18 protein-coding genes are annotated in these 18,205 nt (G+C 50.1%); 12 read left to right on the top strand and 6 right to left on the bottom strand.

Going from position 1 to position 18,205, the window contains the following annotated elements:
• Positions 1-9: 9 nt before the first annotated feature.
• Positions 10-825, top strand: a complete 816-nt coding sequence (ybiV, locus tag WC5_RS08210) for a sugar-phosphatase YbiV (RefSeq protein ID WP_000216897.1) — start codon at positions 10-12, stop codon at positions 823-825.
• Between the two features lie 151 nt (positions 826-976).
• The gene (locus WC5_RS08215) at positions 977-2,236 is read left to right on the top strand and encodes a DUF1479 domain-containing protein (protein WP_016231640.1); all 1,260 of its coding nucleotides are present in this window, start codon (positions 977-979) and stop codon (positions 2,234-2,236) included.
• 228 nt (positions 2,237-2,464) lie between these two features.
• Here WC5_RS08215 and WC5_RS08220 read toward each other — a convergent pair whose 3' ends face one another.
• Positions 2,465-4,057 carry an ABC-F family ATPase gene (locus tag WC5_RS08220; RefSeq protein ID WP_000961452.1) on the bottom strand — a complete coding sequence of 531 codons (1,593 nt, stop codon included), beginning with the start codon at positions 4,055-4,057 and terminating at the stop codon, positions 2,465-2,467.
• 218 nt (positions 4,058-4,275) lie between these two features.
• Between WC5_RS08220 and ldtB the strand changes: the two genes are divergently transcribed.
• Positions 4,276-5,196, top strand: coding sequence for a L,D-transpeptidase (gene ldtB, locus WC5_RS08225; protein ID WP_001056379.1), 921 nt, complete (start codon positions 4,276-4,278; stop codon positions 5,194-5,196).
• A gap of 57 nt (positions 5,197-5,253) precedes the next feature.
• On the opposite strand, the gene WC5_RS08230 is transcribed toward ldtB, so the two are convergent.
• Entirely contained in the window at positions 5,254-6,372 is a 1,119-nt protein-coding gene (locus WC5_RS08230; RefSeq protein WP_000056428.1) for an anion transporter, read from the bottom strand.
• Positions 6,369-6,836 carry a manganese-binding transcriptional regulator MntR gene (gene mntR / locus WC5_RS08235; protein ID WP_000091016.1) on the bottom strand — a complete coding sequence of 156 codons (468 nt, stop codon included), beginning with the start codon at positions 6,834-6,836 and terminating at the stop codon, positions 6,369-6,371. The genes WC5_RS08230 and mntR overlap by 4 nt, the downstream gene beginning before the upstream one ends.
• Before the next feature lie 185 nt (positions 6,837-7,021).
• On the opposite strand from mntR, the gene mntS reads away from it, so the two are divergent.
• Together mntS and opgE are read left to right on the top strand one after the other, a co-directional pair.
• Positions 7,022-7,150: a manganase accumulation protein MntS gene (mntS, locus tag WC5_RS08240; protein WP_001001761.1), complete on the top strand. Its 129-nt coding sequence runs from the start codon at positions 7,022-7,024 to the stop codon at positions 7,148-7,150.
• A 271-nt stretch (positions 7,151-7,421) separates the two neighbouring features.
• Positions 7,422-9,005, top strand: coding sequence for a phosphoethanolamine transferase (gene opgE, locus WC5_RS08245; RefSeq protein WP_001054695.1), 1,584 nt, complete (start codon positions 7,422-7,424; stop codon positions 9,003-9,005).
• A gap of 49 nt (positions 9,006-9,054) precedes the next feature.
• Here opgE and ompX read toward each other — a convergent pair whose 3' ends face one another.
• Positions 9,055-9,570, bottom strand: coding sequence for an outer membrane protein OmpX (gene ompX / locus WC5_RS08250; RefSeq protein WP_010351215.1), 516 nt, complete (start codon positions 9,568-9,570; stop codon positions 9,055-9,057).
• A gap of 52 nt (positions 9,571-9,622) precedes the next feature.
• Complete coding sequence (locus WC5_RS25340) at positions 9,623-9,688, bottom strand: hypothetical protein (RefSeq protein WP_123056750.1); 66 nt, start codon at positions 9,686-9,688, stop codon at positions 9,623-9,625.
• 233 nt (positions 9,689-9,921) lie between these two features.
• On the opposite strand from WC5_RS25340, the gene rhtA reads away from it, so the two are divergent.
• The 6 genes from rhtA to ybiO all read left to right on the top strand — a co-directional run bounded on the left by rhtA (position 9,922) and on the right by ybiO (position 16,613).
• On the top strand, positions 9,922-10,809 hold the full coding sequence (gene rhtA / locus WC5_RS08255; RefSeq protein WP_010351217.1) for a threonine/homoserine exporter RhtA: 888 nt from the start codon (positions 9,922-9,924) through the stop codon (positions 10,807-10,809).
• Positions 10,810-11,107: 298 nt separating this feature from the next.
• Positions 11,108-11,611, top strand: a complete 504-nt coding sequence (gene dps / locus WC5_RS08260; protein ID WP_000100800.1) for a DNA starvation/stationary phase protection protein Dps — start codon at positions 11,108-11,110, stop codon at positions 11,609-11,611.
• 403 nt (positions 11,612-12,014) lie between these two features.
• Entirely contained in the window at positions 12,015-12,761 is a 747-nt protein-coding gene (gene glnH / locus WC5_RS08265; protein WP_000843874.1) for a glutamine ABC transporter substrate-binding protein GlnH, read from the top strand.
• 137 nt (positions 12,762-12,898) lie between these two features.
• Positions 12,899-13,558, top strand: a complete 660-nt coding sequence (glnP, locus tag WC5_RS08270) for a glutamine ABC transporter permease GlnP (RefSeq protein WP_001159053.1) — start codon at positions 12,899-12,901, stop codon at positions 13,556-13,558.
• Positions 13,555-14,277: a glutamine ABC transporter ATP-binding protein GlnQ gene (gene glnQ, locus WC5_RS08275; RefSeq protein WP_000569080.1), complete on the top strand. Its 723-nt coding sequence runs from the start codon at positions 13,555-13,557 to the stop codon at positions 14,275-14,277. Before glnP ends, glnQ begins: the two co-directional genes overlap by 4 nt.
• 116 nt (positions 14,278-14,393) lie before the next feature.
• Positions 14,394-16,613 (top strand): mechanosensitive channel protein, encoded by a 2,220-nt coding sequence (gene ybiO / locus WC5_RS08280; RefSeq protein WP_016231639.1) that lies wholly within the window; start codon positions 14,394-14,396, stop codon positions 16,611-16,613.
• Here the strand turns inward: ybiO and rlmF are convergent.
• Positions 16,610-17,536, bottom strand: coding sequence for a 23S rRNA (adenine(1618)-N(6))-methyltransferase RlmF (gene rlmF, locus WC5_RS08285; protein WP_010351220.1), 927 nt, complete (start codon positions 17,534-17,536; stop codon positions 16,610-16,612). The two genes, ybiO and rlmF, sit on opposite strands and share 4 nt — an antisense overlap.
• Before the next feature lie 275 nt (positions 17,537-17,811).
• On the opposite strand from rlmF, the gene mcbA reads away from it, so the two are divergent.
• Positions 17,812-18,072: a DUF1471 family periplasmic protein McbA gene (gene mcbA / locus WC5_RS25335; protein ID WP_010351222.1), complete on the top strand. Its 261-nt coding sequence runs from the start codon at positions 17,812-17,814 to the stop codon at positions 18,070-18,072.
• Positions 18,073-18,205: the final 133 nt, after the last annotated feature.

Genomic DNA, 18,205 nt, shown 5'->3' with positions numbered 1-18,205 from the left:
AGCACTTTTATGACTGTAAAAGTTATCGTTTGCGATATGGACGGTACTTTTCTTAACGACGCCAAAATGTACAACCAGTCACGTTTTATGGCGCAGTATCAGGAACTGAAAAAGCGCGACATTGAGTTCGTTGTCGCCAGTGGTAACCAGTATTACCAGCTTATTTCCTTCTTTCCTGAGCTAAAAGATGAAATCTCTTTTGTCGCGGAAAATGGCGCGCTGGTCTACGAACATGGCAAGCAGTTGTTCCACGGTGAACTGACCCGGCATGAATCCAGAATTGTCATTGGTGAACTGCTGAAAGATAAACAACTCAATTTTGTCGCCTGTGGTCTGCAAAGCGCATACATCAGTGAAAATGCGCCGGAAGCATTCGTCGCACTGATGGAAAAACACTACCATCGACTGAAACCTGTGAAGGATTACCAGGAGATTGATGACGTGCTTTTTAAGTTTTCGCTCAACCTGCCGGATGAACAAATCCCGCTGGTTGTCGACAAACTGCACGTTGCGCTCGATGGCATTATGAAACCTGTCACCAGTGGCGCGGGTTTTATCGACCTGATTATTCCCGGCCTGCATAAAGCAAATGGTATTTCGCGGTTGTTAAAACGCTGGGATCTGTCGCCGCAAAATGTGGTAGCGATTGGCGACAGCGGTAACGACGCAGAGATGCTTAAAATGGCGCATTATTCCTTTGCAATGGGCAATGCTGCGGAAAACATTAAACAAATCGCCCGTTACGCTACCGATGATAATAATCATGAAGGCGCGCTGAATGTGATTCAGGCGGTGCTGGATAGCATCACTCCTTTCAATAAGTAATCTTCTCCCGGCCGGAGTGACCGCTCCGGCATCTCTCTTTTTTGCTCACTTTGTGCACTAACTCAAGATTTTCATCTTGCGTTAACTTATTTTTAACTTAAAGTATCAATCGTAATCATTTTTACTTTCGAACGAAAGTTGTGAGGTTGATATGACTTTTACCCATGAGACGCTGCCAACAGATGCGAAAACGGCTATCCGTGAGATGAAAGCGGAGCTGCGGCAACAGATCGGCGATGTACAACAGGTCTTCGATAAACTCTCTGCAAAAATCGAAGCGCGTGTAGCAGAAATAGACGCACTGAAAGCGCAAGGACTGCCGGTTTGGCCGGAAGTTCCTTATAGCGACATTGCAGCAGGTACAGTGAGTGAAGCCACGCGCAATGAGATAAAACGTCGCGGCTGCGCGGTAATAAAAGGCCATTTCCCCCGCGAGCAGGCGCTGGCGTGGGATCGCGCAATGCTCAACTACCTTGATGCCAATCACTTTGATGATGTTTATAAAGGTCCCGGTGACAGCTTTTTCGGCTCGCTGGAGGCGTCTCGCCCCGAAATCTATCCCATTTACTGGTCACAGGCACAGATGCAGGCGCGGCAGAGCGACAATATGGCTGCGGTGCAATCTTTCCTTAACCGCCTGTGGAAGTCTGAAAGCAACGGCAAACAATGGTTTGATCCCGATGTCAGCGTAATCTATCCAGACAGGATCCGCCGTCGCCCACCGGGCACGACGTCCAAAGGTCTGGGCGCACACACTGATTCTGGCGCACTGGAACGCTGGTTATTACCCGCTTATCAGCGCGTTTTTGCCCATGTTTTCAACGGTAATTTTGATGATTACGATCCGTGGGATGCAGCACACCGTACCGATGTAGAAGAATACACCGTCGATAACACCACCAAATGTTCAGTGTTCCGCACGTTCCAGGGCTGGACGGCACTTTCCGATATGTTACCAGGCCAGGGGTTGTTGCATGTGGTGCCGCTCCCGGAAGCGATGGCGTATGTTTTATTACGCCCGCTGTTGGATGACGTGCCGGACGACGAGCTGTGCGGAGTCGCGCCTGGTAAAGTTCTGCCTGTTTCTGAAAAATGGCACCCCTTATTGATGAAAGCACTAACGTCAATTCCGGCAATAACAGCGGGGGATTCTGTCTGGTGGCACTGCGATGTGATCCACTGTGTCGCACCGGTAGACAATCAACAGGGCTGGGGGAACGTGATGTATATTCCTGCCGCGCCGATGTGCGAGAAGAACCGGGCTTATGCGCACAAGGTCAAAGAGGCACTGGAAAAAGGCATCTCGCCGGGGGATTTCCCGCGTGAAGATTATGAAACAAACTGGCAAGGTCGTTTTACGCTGGAGGATCTGAACGTTCACGGTAAACGCGCGCTGGGCATGGATGTTTGAGAGGTGATGGATTAGTGGAAGTGAATTGATGTGAGGTTAAGGAAGTCGGTTCGATGTTGCTCAGATTGCTGACAAAGTGCGCTTTCTTCATGCCGGATGCGGCGTTAACGCCTTATCCGGCCTACAAAGCCCTTCAGATTCAATATATTGCAGGGTCTACGTAGGCCTGATAACAATCTTGCATTTGTCATCAGTAGCCCTGACATTTCCAGGGCTACTGACAATAACTTACTCGATCCCTTTACTACGCAGGTAATCTTCGTAATTACCGCTAAAGTCGATCACGCGTTCCGGGGTGATTTCCAGAATGCGGGTCGCCAGGGAGCTTACGAACTCACGGTCGTGTGAAACAAAGATCAGCGTGCCCTGATACAGTTCCAGCGCCATGTTCAGTGACTCGATGGATTCCATATCCAGGTGGTTGGTCGGTTCGTCCATGATCAGAATGTTCGGTTTCTGCATCATTAACTTACCAAACAACATACGGCCTTTTTCACCACCGGAAAGCACTTTGGCAGGCTTTTTGATGTCATCCTGACTGAACAATAAGCGACCGAGAATGCTGCGCACCGCCTGCTCGTCATCGCCTTCCTGCTTCCACTGGCTCATCCATTCAAACACGGTCAGGTCATTATCGAACTCATATTCGTGATCCTGCGCGTAGTAACCAATGCGCGCGTTCTCTGACCATTTTACGGTGCCACTATCCGGTTCCAGATCACCCACCAGCGTTTTCAGCAAGGTCGATTTACCGACGCCGTTGGTGCCGAGTACCGCCAGCTTTTCACCCACTTCCAGCAGCAGGTTGAGATTTTTAAACAGCGGACCGTTATCAAACCCTTTGGTCAGCCCTTCCACTTCCAGCGCGTTACGGAACAGTTTCTTATCCTGCTCAAAACGGATGAACGGGTTCTGACGGCTGGAGGCTTTCACCTCTTCCAGTTTGATTTTATCAATCTGACGCGCGCGCGAAGTTGCCTGACGAGATTTAGAGGCGTTGGCGCTAAAGCGGCTAACGAAAGATTGCAGCTCGGCAATCTGCGCTTTCTTCTTGGCGTTATCAGCCAGCAGACGTTCGCGTGCCTGCGTCGCCGCCGTCATGTACTCATCGTAGTTGCCCGGATAAACGCGCAGTTCGCCGTAATCCAGATCCGCCATGTGGGTACAAACCATGTTCAGGAAGTGACGGTCGTGCGAGATGATAATCATGGTACTGTCACGCTCGTTCAGCACCTGCTCCAGCCAGCGAATGGTATCGATGTCGAGGTTGTTGGTTGGTTCGTCGAGCAGAAGAATGTCCGGATCAGCAAACAGCGCCTGCGCCAGCAGCACACGCAGCTTCCAGCCGGGAGCAACTTCACTCATCGGGCCGTAGTGTTGTTCCACTGGAATTCCCACGCCAAGCAACAGTTCACCAGCGCGAGCTTCCGCAGAGTAACCGTCCATTTCGCCGTATTTCACTTCCAGATCGGCAACTTTATAGCCATCTTCTTCGCTCATTTCCGGCAAAGCATAGATGCGGTCGCGCTCCTGCTTCACTTCCCACAACTCTTTATGCCCCATGATCACCGTATCCAGCACGGTGAACTCTTCAAAGGCAAATTGATCCTGACGCAGTTTACCAATGCGCTCGTTGGGATCGAGGGAAACGTTACCCAGCGTCGGCTCTAAGTCGCCGCCGAGAATCTTCATAAAGGTGGATTTACCACTACCGTTCGCGCCAATCAGGCCGTAACGGTTGCCGCCGCCAAATTTGACGGAAATGTTTTCAAACAACGGCTTACTGCCGAACTGCATGGTGACGTTACTGGAAACTAACACAGGCGTATCCTGAAAAGAGATATGACAAATCGCGCATTATGCCATAAATCTGAAAGAAGATCCCGTCCTCCGCTTAAGGTCTACACTCTTCCCAAAGGCAAAAAATGTGATTTCGTACACATCTGATTTCACTGTTAGCTGGAATGAACATATAATGCGCTTCCAATACTCTAATATTCTCAACCTAATGGCCTGCCAGGCACGAAATCTCGCTTAACATGAATATGAAATTGAAAACGTTATTCGCAGCGGCCTTCGCTGTTGTCGGCTTTTGCAGTACCGCTTCAGCGGTAACTTATCCTCTGCCAACCGACGGGAGTCGCCTGGTTGGTCAAAATCAGGTGATCACTATCCCTGAAGGTAACACTCAGCCGCTGGAGTACTTTGCGGCGGAGTATCAGATGGGGCTTTCCAATATGATGGAAGCGAACCCTGGTGTGGATACCTTCCTGCCGAAAGGCGGCACCGTACTGAACATCCCGCAGCAACTGATCCTGCCGGACACTGTTCATGAAGGCATTGTGATTAACAGCGCAGAGATGCGTCTGTATTACTATCCAAAAGGGACTAACACCGTTATCGTACTGCCGATCGGCATTGGTCAGTTAGGTAAAGACACGCCTATCAACTGGACCACCAAAGTAGAGCGTAAGAAAGCAGGCCCGACCTGGACGCCGACCGCTAAAATGCATGCAGAATACCGCGCTGCGGGCGAACCGCTTCCGGCTGTCGTTCCGGCTGGCCCGGATAACCCGATGGGACTGTATGCACTGTATATCGGTCGCCTGTACGCTATCCACGGCACCAACGCCAACTTTGGTATCGGCCTGCGCGTAAGCCACGGTTGTGTGCGTCTGCGTAACGAAGACATCAAATTCCTGTTCGAGAAAGTGCCGGTCGGTACTCGCGTACAGTTTATTGATGAGCCGGTAAAAGCGACCACCGAGCCGGACGGCAGCCGTTATATTGAAGTCCATAATCCGCTGTCTACGACCGAAGCCCAGTTTGAAGGTCAGGAAATTGTGCCGATTACGCTAACCAAGAGCGTGCAGACAGTGACCGGTCAGCCAGATGTTGACCAGGCTGTTCTGGATCAGGCTATTCAAAACCGTTCCGGGATGCCGGTTCGTCTGAATTAATCTTTAAAACTTAAAGCGCAAGGCGGACTCATAATCCGCCTTTTTATTTGCCAGCTCTTACACTGCCGGGAGCATAACTAACAAAACGTATCCTACCAGCGCCGCCCACAACAACATTGGTATCGAATAAAGATGGAAACGCCACCAGATACGACGATCGTTCGCCATCCGTAGCGCAATCAAATTTGCCAGCGATCCCGGTAACAAGCCAAAACCACCTACGTTAACCGCCCATGCCAGCAGCAACGACGGCGGCACATAGTTCAGCAGCAAAATAGTACTCGGCACGTTACTGATCACCTGCGATAAACCAATCGCCGTTAACCATAATCCGGGTTCGGATAAATGACTCACGTTACTCAACACGCCTTGCAACGCCGGAAGCTGGGTCAGTAAATGGACGTCAATAAACATCGCCATAAATACCAGCAGCAACGTCCAGTCCACACTGAGCACCACGCGACGTGCCAGCAGCGCAAAGCCCGCCGCCACAATCACCAGCCCCCACAGCTCTTGTTTCAACTCCAGCGCCGTAAGGAAGACGATATACAGCCCCAGACAACTCCACACCAGCCGTGGTTTCCACTCCGGCGTTTGCGTCCCCGTATGATATTGCAGCGCCTTTCCAGGAAAACAACACCAGCACAGCAGCAGCAATGTCAGCATCATCGCACCAGCCAGCGGTGCCATCTGTGCAATAAAACCGGCAAACGAAAGACCCGAACGTCCCCAGATAAGGATATTTTGCGGATTACCAATCGGCGTCAGCAGCGATCCGGCATTCACTGCCAGCGCCTCAAAAATAATCAGCCGATTAACCGGGATCTCACACAGTCTTTTCAGCGTGATGGTCAGCGGGACAACAATAAACAGCGCGACATCGTTGGTCAGAAAGGTAGAAAGCAGCGCCGCCGCCAGTACCATAAACATCGCCAGCCGACGCTCAGTAGCAAAACGGCGCACCATTTTGCGCCCCAGCACATCAAAATAACCGCTTAATTCAACACCTTTGGTCAGCAGCATCAGGCCACTTAAAGTAATGATGGTGTGCCAGTCGATAGCAGCAGGCCAGGATTTCGGCGCAAAGGGAACAAAAAAACTTAATCCGATACCAACGAGAATTAATAACTGAAAAAAGCGATCGCCTTGCAGCGTGCGTAAAAAAGGCAGGCTCATTTGGCACCATGTTTCTGGGTAAACAAACGAAAGGCATCCAGCGTCTCTTCACTCACATGGTGTTCCATACCCTCCGCGTCACGACGGGCAATTTCCGGGCTGACGCCCAACACCAGCAAGAAATTTTCGACTATCTGATGGCGCTCGCGGCTTTCCTGCGCCAGCTTCTCCCCTTCCGCCGTTAAAAACACGCCACGCCACGGGATCATCTCAATCAGTCCCATGGTTGCCAGCCGCTTAAGCATTTTAGCCACCGTCGGTTGCGAAACGCCCAGACGAGCAGCCATGTCCACCTGACGGGCTTCCCCCACTTCTCTTATCAGGTCAGATATCAGCTCAACATAATCGTCAATAAGTTCACGGCGATGCGCTTCTCTGACCTGGCGAAACCCTTCAACGTGTTCTTCCACGTTCACTAACTGCGTCACTTTTTTTGCTGTTGGCGTACCTGCGCGACGACTCATTGTGCTTCCTCATTATGGTGACACATATATAGCGTTCTCATTTCGTGCGCACATTGTAAACCAGAGTTGCGAAGGCACAAAAAATTAACGTTTTAGCAATAGCTATATAATATAGCCTGTGCTATATCTGTATGTAATGCAATCATCCCTCATGGATCGACGGGATTAGCAAGTCAGGAGGTCTTATGAATGAGTTCAAGAGGTGTATGCGCGTGTTTAGTCATTCTCCCTTTAAAGTACGGTTAATGCTGCTCTCTATGTTGTGCGATATGGTCAACAATAAACCGCAGCAAGATAAACCTTCCGATAAATAGCGGCGTCGCGGTACGCCGCTTCACTCCTGCGTTATTGCAGGCATAAATAGTTTCTGCCTGAAAACCCCCACTTTTTGTCGGATTTGCAATCCCCTTCGCAAAAGATTTGTTCGTCAGTAGTTGACCTGAACGGCGGCTCGCTCTATCTTCTTGCAGCCCTGCGTATATTGCGGCTCGCGGATGCGGACCCTTTTCCCCTCTTCACGCACTCTTGCAGGTATTGACCCTTGACGCCAGGGTAAGCACATGGCGTTTGTTACGATAGTGGCATATGAATTTAACCCTCAAAGAATCGCTTGTTACCCGTAGCCGGGTATTTAGCCCGTGGACTGCGTTCTACTTTTTACAGTCGCTATTAATTAATCTCGGCTTAGGTTATCCCTTCAGTTTGCTCTACACCGCTGCGTTTACGGCTATTTTGCTTTTGCTATGGCGAACATTGCCTCGCGTGCAAAAAGTCCTGGTTGGCGTCAGTTCGTTAGTGGCAGCCTGTTATTTCCCTTTTGCTCAGGCCTACGGCGCGCCTAACTTCAATACCTTGCTGGCCCTGCACTCCACCAATATGGAAGAGTCGACTGAAATCCTCACGATTTTTCCGTGGTACAGCTATCTGGTCGGCTTATTTATTTTTGCGCTCGGCGTGATAGCTGTCCGGCGAAAAAAAGAGAGTAAAAAAACGCGCTGGAGTAAATTCGACAGCCTGTGTCTGGTATTCAGCGTGGCGACTTTTTTTGTTGCCCCCGTGCAAAACCTGGCCTGGGGCGGCGTATTTAAATTGAAGGATACTGGCTATCCGGTATTTCGTTTCGCTAAGGATGTCATCGTCAACAATAACGAGGTGATTGAAGAGCAAGAGCGGATGGCAAAACTTTCCGGGATGAAAGATACCTGGACGGTTACTGCAGTTAAACCGAAATATCAGACCTATGTGGTGGTGATCGGTGAAAGCGCACGTCGCGACGCTCTCGGTGCCTTTGGCGGTCACTGGAACAACACCCCGTTTGCCAGCAGCGTTAACGGTCTGATCTTCGCTGACTACATTGCCGCCAGCGGCTCCACGCAAAAATCGCTTGGCTTAACGCTTAACCGCGTCGTCGATGGCAAGCCACAATTTCAGGATAACTTTGTCACCCTTGCCAACCGCGCAGGTTTTCAGACCTGGTGGTTTTCCAATCAGGGACAAATTGGTGAGTACGATACCGCCATCGCCAGCATTGCTAAACGTGCAGATGAAGTGCACTTCCTGAAAGAAGGTAATTTTGAAGCAGATAAGAACACCAAAGACGAAGCGTTACTGGACATGACCGCTCAGGTGCTGGCGCAAGAACACTCGCAACCGCAACTGATTGTTTTGCATCTGATGGGCTCACATCCGCAGGCCTGCGACCGGACACAAGGCAAATACGAAACCTTTGTGCAATCGAAAGAGACGTCGTGCTATCTCTACACCATGACGCAAACGGACGATTTACTGCGCAAACTCTATGACCAGTTACGCAACAGCGGTAGCAGTTTCTCGCTGGTTTACTTTTCTGACCACGGTCTGGCCTTTAAAGAACGCGGTAAAGAAGTGCAATATCTGGCTCATGACGATAAATATCAGCAAAATTTCCAGGTGCCTTTTATGGTCATTTCCAGCGACGATAAAGCGCACCGGATAATTAAAGCCCGCCGTTCAGCCAATGACTTCTTAGGTTTTTTCTCTCAATGGACAGGGATTAAAGCGAAGGAGATCAACATCAATTACCCGTTTATCTCTGAGAAGAAAGCCGGGCCGATATACATCACTAACTTCCAGTTACAGAAGGTGGATTACAACCATCTCGGAACCGATATATTCGATCCCAAATCTTAAGATAAAAAAATCCGCCCCGAGAGGCGGATTTTTTATATCACCGAAGTGATTAGAAGCGGTAACCAACACCGGCAATCCAGGTGCCTACGTCAACGTTACGAATACGGCTCTGCTCGTAAGAGAAGTCCAGAGCAACGTTTTCGATTGGGTTGAACTGCAGACCCGCGCCGTAGGAGAAGCCGTAGTCGCTGGTGTCATGTTTGTAGATCGGGTATTCAGTGGTCTGGAATTTACCATAGCCCACACCCACTACACCGTAGATGCTTGCCCAGTCGTTAATGCGGTAAGCCGGACCAGCAGTGATGCCGTAGTACTGGGTTTTGTTGTAGTCACCAGAGCTTGCAGTGCGGCTTTTCTCGGTGTAAGTGAAAGAACCGATCACACCCAGCGGGCTGTTGTCTTCTTCATAGCGGTATTTCAGGTTGAAACCGCCCATTTTGTTCATTTTGCCCTGAGCATCGCTCTGTGCATAACCACCAGTTACGGTAGAAGTAGCAGCTACGGAAGTACCTGCGGTGAAAGCCAGAACTGCGGCCAGTGCTGAAAGACATGCAATTTTTTTCATAACCACCTCAAATGTGATTCAAATAAGTCCTAAGTTTTAAATATATCAAAAATTAATGGGAAACTCTTCGCGATTTGTGATGTCTAACGGGCCATTTCGTGTAACAGAACGTTTCCATTCACCGCTATCCATCTAAATTTAAATCACTTTTTCTGTGAACAGCGTAAGTATTACGCATATATTCACACTCTCTCATCCAGATTATTCTTAATCAGCAAACTGATGAATCCATCAATCCTGGCGCATTTTAGCCAAAACGGGGAAAAAATTTTCAACAAATGCTCAACCAGCCACTGGTACATCCAGTACACTCCACGTTTTACCTTGCTATACAACTTTATGGGAGAAAGGATGCCAGGGTCATTACGTAAAATGCCGGTCTGGTTACCAATAGTCATATTGCTCGTTGCCATGGCGTCTATTCAGGGTGGGGCTTCATTAGCAAAATCACTTTTTCCACTGGTTGGCGCGCCTGGAGTGACTGCACTGCGCCTTGCGCTGGGAACATTGATTCTTGTCGCTTTCTTTAAACCGTGGCGGCTGCGTTTTGCCAGAGAACAACGGTTACCGCTGTTGTTTTACGGTGTATCTCTGGGTGGGATGAACTATCTCTTTTATCTCTCTATTCAGACTGTACCTCTGGGAATTGCAGTTGCGCTGGAGTTCACCGGGCCACTGGCGGTGGCACTGTTCTCCTCTCGTCGCCCGGTAGATTTCGTTTGGGTTTTGCTGGCAGTGCTCGGTCTGTGGTTCCTGCTGCCGCTGGGGCAAGATGTTTCCCATGTCGATTTAACCGGCTGTGCGCTGGCGCTCGGTGCCGGTGCTTGTTGGGCTATCTACATATTAAGTGGGCAACGTGCCGGTGCTGAACACGGCCCTGCGACGGTGGCGATCGGTTCGCTGATTGCGGCATTAATTTTCGTGCCAATCGGCGCGTTACAGGCTGGAGAGGCTCTCTGGCATTGGTCGGTTGTTCCATTAGGTTTAGCTGTCGCAATTCTCTCGACCGCTCTGCCCTACTCGCTGGAGATGATTGCCCTTACCCGTTTGCCGACGCGGACATTTGGTACGCTGATGAGCATGGAACCGGCACTGGCCGCCATTTCCGGGATGATTTTCCTCGGTGAGATGCTGACGCCAATACAGATTCTGGCGCTCGGCGCTATCATCGCAGCTTCAATGGGCTCCACGCTGACAGCACGCAAAGAGAGCAAAATAGAAGAAATAGATATTAATTAAATTTACAATTCTGCATGGTTATGCATAACCATGCAGAATATTTCGCTAATTTTCACCTGCCACATCCTTATATATCTGACTACACAAAAGCATATTTATTCCGAAAATTCCTGGTGAACAAATAAATAAGAATCGTTCTTATTTGAATATATAAGCCACTGTATTTTCGTCGGTTTTATCTTTCACGCTTGTTACCACTATTAGTGTGATAGGAACAGCCAGAATAGCGGAACACATAGCCGGTGCTATACTTAGTCTCGTTAATTACTGGGACATAACATCAAGAGGATATGAAATTATGAGTACCGCTAAATTAGTTAAATCAAAAGCGACCAATCTGCTTTATACCCGCAACGATGTCTCTGACAGCGAGAAAAAAGCGACAGTAGAGTTGCTGAATCGTCAGGTTATCCAGTTTATTGATCTTTCGTTGATTACCAAACAGGCACACTGGAATATGCGCGGCGCTAACTTCATTGCCGTACATGAAATGCTGGATGGCTTCCGTACCGCTCTGATCGATCATCTGGATACCATGGCTGAACGCGCGGTACAACTGGGCGGCGTTGCCCTTGGCACCACTCAAGTTATCAATAGCAAAACACCGCTGAAAAGCTACCCGCTGGACATCCACAACGTTCAGGATCACCTGAAAGAGCTGGCGGATCGTTATGCAATTGTCGCCAATGATGTACGTAAAGCCATCGGTGAAGCAAAAGATGATGATACTGCAGATATCCTGACCGCCGCCTCCCGCGACCTGGATAAATTCCTGTGGTTTATCGAATCTAACATCGAATAACACCGCCGCTGATGGTTCAAAACGTTAGCAGGCAATAAAAGCGGCTTCCTGAAAGGGGGCCGTTTTTTTTAATGCCCAGTCTCTACGCACTTTTTTAGTGCATCCAACTGCCCTTCCAGCCTGACAAAGTAAACTTTTTGTATCAACATCATCACACAATCGTTACATAAAGATTGTTTTTTCATCAGGATTTACGCTAAATAATCACTGTGTTGACTGCACTATTTTAGCGCACCACTTTGGCGCCCCATAATGGTGCAATCTAACGGTGTTGCCTCATAAATCGTGCAATCCGTTTTCATCGCCTCTCGAAAAATCAACGAGTTGCAAAACTGGCACGATTTTTTCATATAGGTAAATGTTACGCAGGGGATCGTCCCGTGGATAGAAAAAAGGAAATGCTATGAAGTCTGTATTAAAAGTTTCACTGGCAGCACTGACCCTGGCTTTTGCGGTTTCTTCCCATGCCGCAGATAAAAAATTAGTTGTCGCGACAGATACCGCTTTCGTTCCGTTTGAATTTAAACAGGGCGACAAATACGTGGGCTTTGATGTCGATCTGTGGGCGGCAATCGCCAAAGAACTGAAGCTGGATTACGAACTGAAACCGATGGATTTCAGCGGTATCATTCCGGCGCTGCAAACCAAAAACGTCGATCTGGCGCTGGCGGGCATCACTATCACCGACGAGCGTAAAAAAGCGATCGATTTCTCTGACGGCTACTACAAAAGCGGTCTGTTAGTGATGGTGAAAGCGAACAACAACGATGTGAAAAGCGTGAAAGATCTCGACGGTAAAGTGGTTGCTGTGAAGAGCGGCACTGGCTCCGTTGATTACGCGAAGACGAACATCAAAACCAAAGATCTGCGACAGTTCCCGAACATCGATAACGCCTATATGGAACTGGGTACTAACCGCGCAGACGCCGTCCTGCACGATACACCAAACATTCTTTACTTCATCAAAACCGCCGGTAACGGCCAGTTCAAAGCGGTGGGTGACTCTCTGGAAGCACAGCAATACGGTATTGCTTTCCCGAAAGGTAGCGACGAGCTGCGTGATAAAGTCAACGGCGCGTTGAAAACCCTGCGCGAAAACGGAACTTACAACGAAATCTACAAAAAATGGTTCGGTACAGAACCGAAATAATAACACCACGCCTGTAAAGCGCACGGACAGTCCCCTCTCCCCTCTGGGGAGAGGATTAGGGTGAGGGCACAGGCTTGCTCCAACGCCATTAATTACCCTGAATTTGATTATTTACACCACGGTAACAGGAACAACATATGCAGTTTGACTGGAGTGCCATCTGGCCTGCCATTCCGCTTCTGATTGAAGGCGCCAAAATGACCCTGTGGATTTCGATCCTCGGTCTGGCTGGCGGCCTGGTGATCGGACTGGCGGCAGGTTTTGCACGCACCTTTGGCGGTTGGATAGCCAACCACGTCGCGTTAGTCTTTATTGAAGTGATTCGCGGCACACCTATCGTCGTCCAGGTGATGTTTATCTACTTCGCCCTGCCGATGGCGTTTAACGACTTACGCATCGACCCGTTTACTGCGGCGGTGGTCACCATCATGATCAACTCCGGCGCATACATTGCGGAAATCACTCGTGGCGCAGTGCTGTCAATCCACAAAGGTTTCCGTGAAGCCGGGCTGGCACTTGGTCTTTCACGTTGGGAAACCATTCGCTACGTCATTTTACCTCTGGCACTGCGCCGTATGCTGCCGCCGCTGGGCAACCAGTGGATCATCAGCATTAAAGACACCTCGCTGTTTATTGTTATCGGCGTGGCGGAGCTGACCCGTCAGGGGCAAGAAATTATTGCCGGTAACTTCCGCGCCCTTGAGATCTGGAGCGCCGTGGCGGTGTTTTATCTGATTATTACCCTGGTGCTGAGCTTTATTCTGCGTCGTCTGGAAAGAAGGATGAAAATCCTGTGATTGAATTTAAAAACGTCTCCAAGCATTTTGGTCCTACCCAGGTGCTGCACAATATCGATTTGAACATTGCTCAGGGCGAAGTGGTGGTGATTATCGGGCCTTCTGGTTCCGGTAAATCAACCCTGCTGCGCTGCATCAACAAACTGGAAGAAATTACCTCTGGCGATCTGATTGTCGATGGTCTGAAGGTTAACGATCCGAAAGTTGACGAGCGTCTGATTCGCCAGGAAGCGGGCATGGTGTTCCAGCAATTTTACCTCTTCCCGCACCTGACGGCGCTGGAAAACGTGATGTTTGGTCCGCTACGCGTGCGTGGCGCAAACAAAGAAGAGGCGGAAAAACTGGCACGTGAGCTGCTGGCGAAGGTCGGTCTGGCAGAACGCGCACATCACTACCCTTCCGAACTTTCTGGTGGTCAGCAACAGCGTGTGGCGATTGCCCGCGCGCTGGCGGTGAAGCCGAAAATGATGCTATTCGATGAACCGACTTCCGCTCTTGACCCGGAACTGCGCCATGAAGTGCTGAAGGTTATGCAGGATCTGGCAGAAGAAGGCATGACGATGGTGATTGTGACCCACGAAATCGGTTTTGCTGAGAAAGTGGCTTCACGTCTGATCTTTATTGATAAAGGCCGGATTGCGGAAGATGGCGATCCTCAGGTGTTGATCAAGAACCCGCCGAGCCAGCGTTTGCAGGAATTTTTACAGCACGTCTCTTAACTTCTCAGCCTCCCTTTCCCCTGAAAGGGAGGCACACCAGATTCCTCTCATTTCAAATCGCTCCTCCCCCAGCATCTATACTTATCTTTTTGCTCTGTTTTCTCACTGGAGGAGTCATGCGGTGGATTCTGTTCATCCTCATCTGCCTGCTGGGCGCACCTGTCCATGCAGTATCCATACCCGGCGTTACCACCACAGCAACAACAGATTCAGGCTCTGAACCGGCTCAGGAACCGGATATCGAACAAAAAAAAGCGGCCTATGGCGCACTGGCGGACGTGCTGGATAATGACACCTCGCGCAAAGAGTTGATCGACCAGCTACGCACCGTTGCCGCCACGCCCCCTGCAGACCCCGTACCGAAAATCGTGCCGCCGACGCTGGTTGAAGAGCAAACCGTGCTGCAAAAGGTGACTGAAATCAGCCGCCATTATGGTGAAGCCCTTTCCGCCCGCTTCGGGCAACTTTACCGCAATATCACTGGCTCCCCGCATAAGCCGTTTAATCTACAAACCTTCAGCAATGCGCTGACCCATTTTTCAATGCTAGCGGTTTTAGTGTTTGGTTTTTACTGGCTGATTCGCCTGTGCGCGCTGCCGTTATATCGCAAAATGGGTCAGTGGGCGCGGCAAAAAAACCGTGAGCGCAGCAACTGGTTACAGCTTCCGGCGATGATCATCGGGGCGTTTATTATCGATTTGCTGTTGCTGGCTCTGACGTTATTTGTCGGCCAGGTACTAAGCGACAACCTCAACGCCGGTAGCAAAACCATCGCTTTTCAACAAAGCCTGTTTCTCAATGCTTTCGCTCTGATTGAATTTTTCAAAGCTGTTTTACGCCTGATTTTCTGCCCGAACGTGGCAGAGCTGCGCCCGTTCAATATTCAGGATGAAAGCGCCCGCTACTGGTGCCGCCGTCTTAGCTGGTTAAGCAGTCTGATTGGTTATGGACTGATTGTGGCAGTGCCGATTATCTCTAATCAGGTGAATGTGCAAATCGGGGCGCTCGCCAACGTGATAATCATGCTGTGCATGACCGTCTGGGCGCTGTATCTGATCTTTCGTAATAAAAAAGAGATTACCCAGCATTTGCTCAACTTCGCGGAGCACTCGCTGGCATTCTTCAGCCTGTTTATCCGCGCCTTTGCGCTGGTGTGGCACTGGCTGGCAAGCGCCTATTTTATTGTGCTGTTTTTCTTTTCGTTGTTCGATCCAGGAAACAGCCTGAAATTTATGATGGGCGCAACGGTGCGCAGTCTGGCGATTATTGGTATCGCGGCGTTTGTTTCCGGTATGTTTTCCCGCTGGCTGGCGAAGACCATCACTCTCTCGCCACATACTCAGCGTAACTATCCGGAGCTGCAAAAACGGCTGAACGGCTGGCTATCAGCAGCACTGAAAACGGCGCGTATTCTAACGGTGTGCGTGGCGGTAATGTTGCTGCTCAGCGCCTGGGGGCTGTTCGATTTCTGGAACTGGCTGCAAAACGGCGCGGGGCAGAAAACCGTGGATATCCTGATCCGTATCGCGCTCATCCTTTTCTTCTCGGCGGTTGGCTGGACGGTGCTCGCCAGTTTGATCGAAAACCGGCTGGCTTCGGATATTCACGGTCGCCCGCTGCCCAGCGCCCGCACGCGTACCCTGCTGACACTGTTTCGCAATGCGCTGGCGGTGATTATCAGCACCATCACCATCATGATTGTGTTGTCGGAAATCGGCGTCAATATCGCGCCGCTGCTGGCAGGTGCCGGGGCATTAGGTCTGGCTATCTCGTTTGGTTCGCAAACGCTGGTGAAAGATATTATTACCGGCGTGTTCATTCAGTTTGAAAACGGTATGAACACTGGAGATTTGGTTACCATCGGGCCGTTGACCGGCACGGTGGAACGGATGTCGATTCGCTCCGTGGGCGTGCGTCAGGATACCGGTGCGTATCACATCATTCCGTGGTCTTCGATAACCACCTTTGCTAACTTCGTCCGTGGCATTGGTTCGGTGGTAGCAAACTATGATGTCGATCGGCATGAGGATGCCGATAAAGCCAATCAGGCGCTGAAGGATGCCGTAGCGGCGGTGATGGAAAATGAAGAAATTCGCGGGCTGATTATTGGTGAACCGAACTTTGCCGGTATTGTCGGCTTAAGCAATACCGCGTTTACGCTGCGTGTTTCGTTTACCACGCTGCCGCTCAAACAGTGGACGGTGAGATTTGCCCTCGACAGCCAGGTGAAAAAACATTTCGACCAGGCTGGTGTTCGTGCGCCGGTGCAAACTTATCAGGTGCTGCCGGGAACGCCCCCGGTAGCACCACTGCCATCGGGGGAGCCTACGCTTTAACGCTGGCGATTGACAAAACGACGGCGCTGTTCGTCGTTCATAAAGGTCCAGGCAATAAAGCGACTCTGTTTTTGCCCCTGGGCCATCTCTTTTTTGACCACTTTCACCGCGCCAACATCCGTCAGAGCACGATACAACGGCGGTAAGTTTTCGCCACGAGATACCAGCGAGGTAAACCACATCACCTGCTTCGCGAAGCCTTTACTCTCTTCAATCATCTTTTTGATAAAGGCCACTTCGCCACCTTCACACCACAGCTCCTGTTGCTGACCGCCAAAGTTCAGCGCGTTATCTCTGTCCAGCCCCAGGTTACGCCGTTTGCGTTCGCTGCCGGCACGCGCTGCTGCTGCGGAGTCATGGAATGGTGGGTTGCACAAGGTTGCGTCGTATTGCTCGTTTTTGTGGATGATGCCGTTAAAAATGGCGCCGGTATCCTTTTGCCGACGCAGGCGGATAGCGCGGTTAAGACCCGGATTGGCGCTGATGATCGCCTGCGCGCTGCTTAATGCCTGGCTGTTAGTTTCTGTACCAGTAAAACGCCAGCCATATTCATGCACACCAATCAGCGGATAAATACAATTTGCACCAACACCGATATCCAGAATGCTGGCATTGGCTGGAATTGTTCCGCTTGCCTCAGCCAGTAAATCAGCAAGATGATGAATATAATCTGCCCGACCCGGCACCGGTGGGCAGAGAAAACCGTCAGGGATATCCCAGCTCGCCACAGCATAAAAATGTGCCAACAGCGCCTTGTTGAGCGCCTTCACTGCCAGCGGATTGGCGAAGTCAACGCTTTGCTCACCGGCAGGGGTAAGCGTAAGGAATTGAGCCAGTTCAGGATTCACCTGACAAAGCGTGACGAGATCGTAGCGACTGTGATGACGATTGCGCGGGTGTAACCCCGGTTTCTGGGCGGACATAGCATTCTCCTTTAAGCAGCGGCGTAAGATACCCGTATAACGCAGCAGGGTAAATATCTGGCTGCGTTTAACATGCTTCAAAACCTTAACCTGACTGCATTTTTCATCAATTCATCATAAAAATCAGCACGCTGCATGTCATTGATTTGTCTTGTTTTGTAAAAATATATTGTTCAAAAAATAAGCACATCTCTGTCAATTTTTTGCGTCATTTTCATCGCACAAGAGACCTACACTTATCAGGCACTACTCGTTGTATTTATGAGGATGTCATTATGAAAAAGTGCCTCGCACTACTGATTGCCACCGTCCTGAGCGGAATCACCTTCACGGCTTATGCCGCGCAGCCACTGAGTAGCCAGGACAGCGGTCAACTACGACCAGCCGGAACCGTTTCGGCGACCGGCGCATCTAACCTAAGCGATCTGGAGGATAAACTGGCAGAAAAAGCGCGCGAACAAGGCGCGAAAGGTTATGTCATTAATTCCGCAGGCGGAAATGACCAGATGTTCGGTACTGCAACCATCTACAAATAACCCCACCAACGTAACTGCATTCGCCTCTGGATGCAGTTTTCGCCCATTTTGTAATCAAAAAACATCAAATATGAACATAATGTAAATAAATGTATTTCTTTTTCGCGCAATGGGTGATAGAAAACCGCGCCAA

Source organism: Escherichia sp. KTE114 (genome assembly GCF_000407765.1).
Classification (GTDB): Bacteria; Pseudomonadota; Gammaproteobacteria; order Enterobacterales; family Enterobacteriaceae; genus Escherichia; species Escherichia ruysiae.
The sequence above is the reverse complement of the archived record's forward strand: the minus strand, read 5'-3'. Positions and strand labels throughout refer to the sequence as shown.

Bases quoted from the DNA above. Each gene is read 5' to 3' on its own strand.
- ybiV (WP_000216897.1), top strand. From the start codon at position 10: ATGACTGTAAAAGTTATCGTTTGCGATATGGACGGTACTTTTCTTAAC.
- glnH (WP_000843874.1), top strand. From the start codon at position 12,015: ATGAAGTCTGTATTAAAAGTTTCACTGGCAGCACTGACCCTGGCTTTT.
- ybiO (WP_016231639.1), top strand. From the start codon at position 14,394: ATGCGGTGGATTCTGTTCATCCTCATCTGCCTGCTGGGCGCACCTGTC.
- mntR (WP_000091016.1), bottom strand. From the start codon at position 6,836: ATGAGTCGTCGCGCAGGTACGCCAACAGCAAAAAAAGTGACGCAGTTA.
- WC5_RS08215 (WP_016231640.1), top strand. From the start codon at position 977: ATGACTTTTACCCATGAGACGCTGCCAACAGATGCGAAAACGGCTATC.
- mcbA (WP_010351222.1), top strand. From the start codon at position 17,812: ATGAAAAAGTGCCTCGCACTACTGATTGCCACCGTCCTGAGCGGAATC.
- ldtB (WP_001056379.1), top strand. From the start codon at position 4,276: ATGAATATGAAATTGAAAACGTTATTCGCAGCGGCCTTCGCTGTTGTC.
- mntS (WP_001001761.1), top strand. From the start codon at position 7,022: ATGAATGAGTTCAAGAGGTGTATGCGCGTGTTTAGTCATTCTCCCTTT.
- dps (WP_000100800.1), top strand. From the start codon at position 11,108: ATGAGTACCGCTAAATTAGTTAAATCAAAAGCGACCAATCTGCTTTAT.
- ompX (WP_010351215.1), bottom strand. From the start codon at position 9,570: ATGAAAAAAATTGCATGTCTTTCAGCACTGGCCGCAGTTCTGGCTTTC.
- WC5_RS08230 (WP_000056428.1), bottom strand. From the start codon at position 6,372: ATGAGCCTGCCTTTTTTACGCACGCTGCAAGGCGATCGCTTTTTTCAG.
- rlmF (WP_010351220.1), bottom strand. From the start codon at position 17,536: ATGTCCGCCCAGAAACCGGGGTTACACCCGCGCAATCGTCATCACAGT.
- rhtA (WP_010351217.1), top strand. From the start codon at position 9,922: ATGCCAGGGTCATTACGTAAAATGCCGGTCTGGTTACCAATAGTCATA.
- opgE (WP_001054695.1), top strand. From the start codon at position 7,422: ATGAATTTAACCCTCAAAGAATCGCTTGTTACCCGTAGCCGGGTATTT.
- glnP (WP_001159053.1), top strand. From the start codon at position 12,899: ATGCAGTTTGACTGGAGTGCCATCTGGCCTGCCATTCCGCTTCTGATT.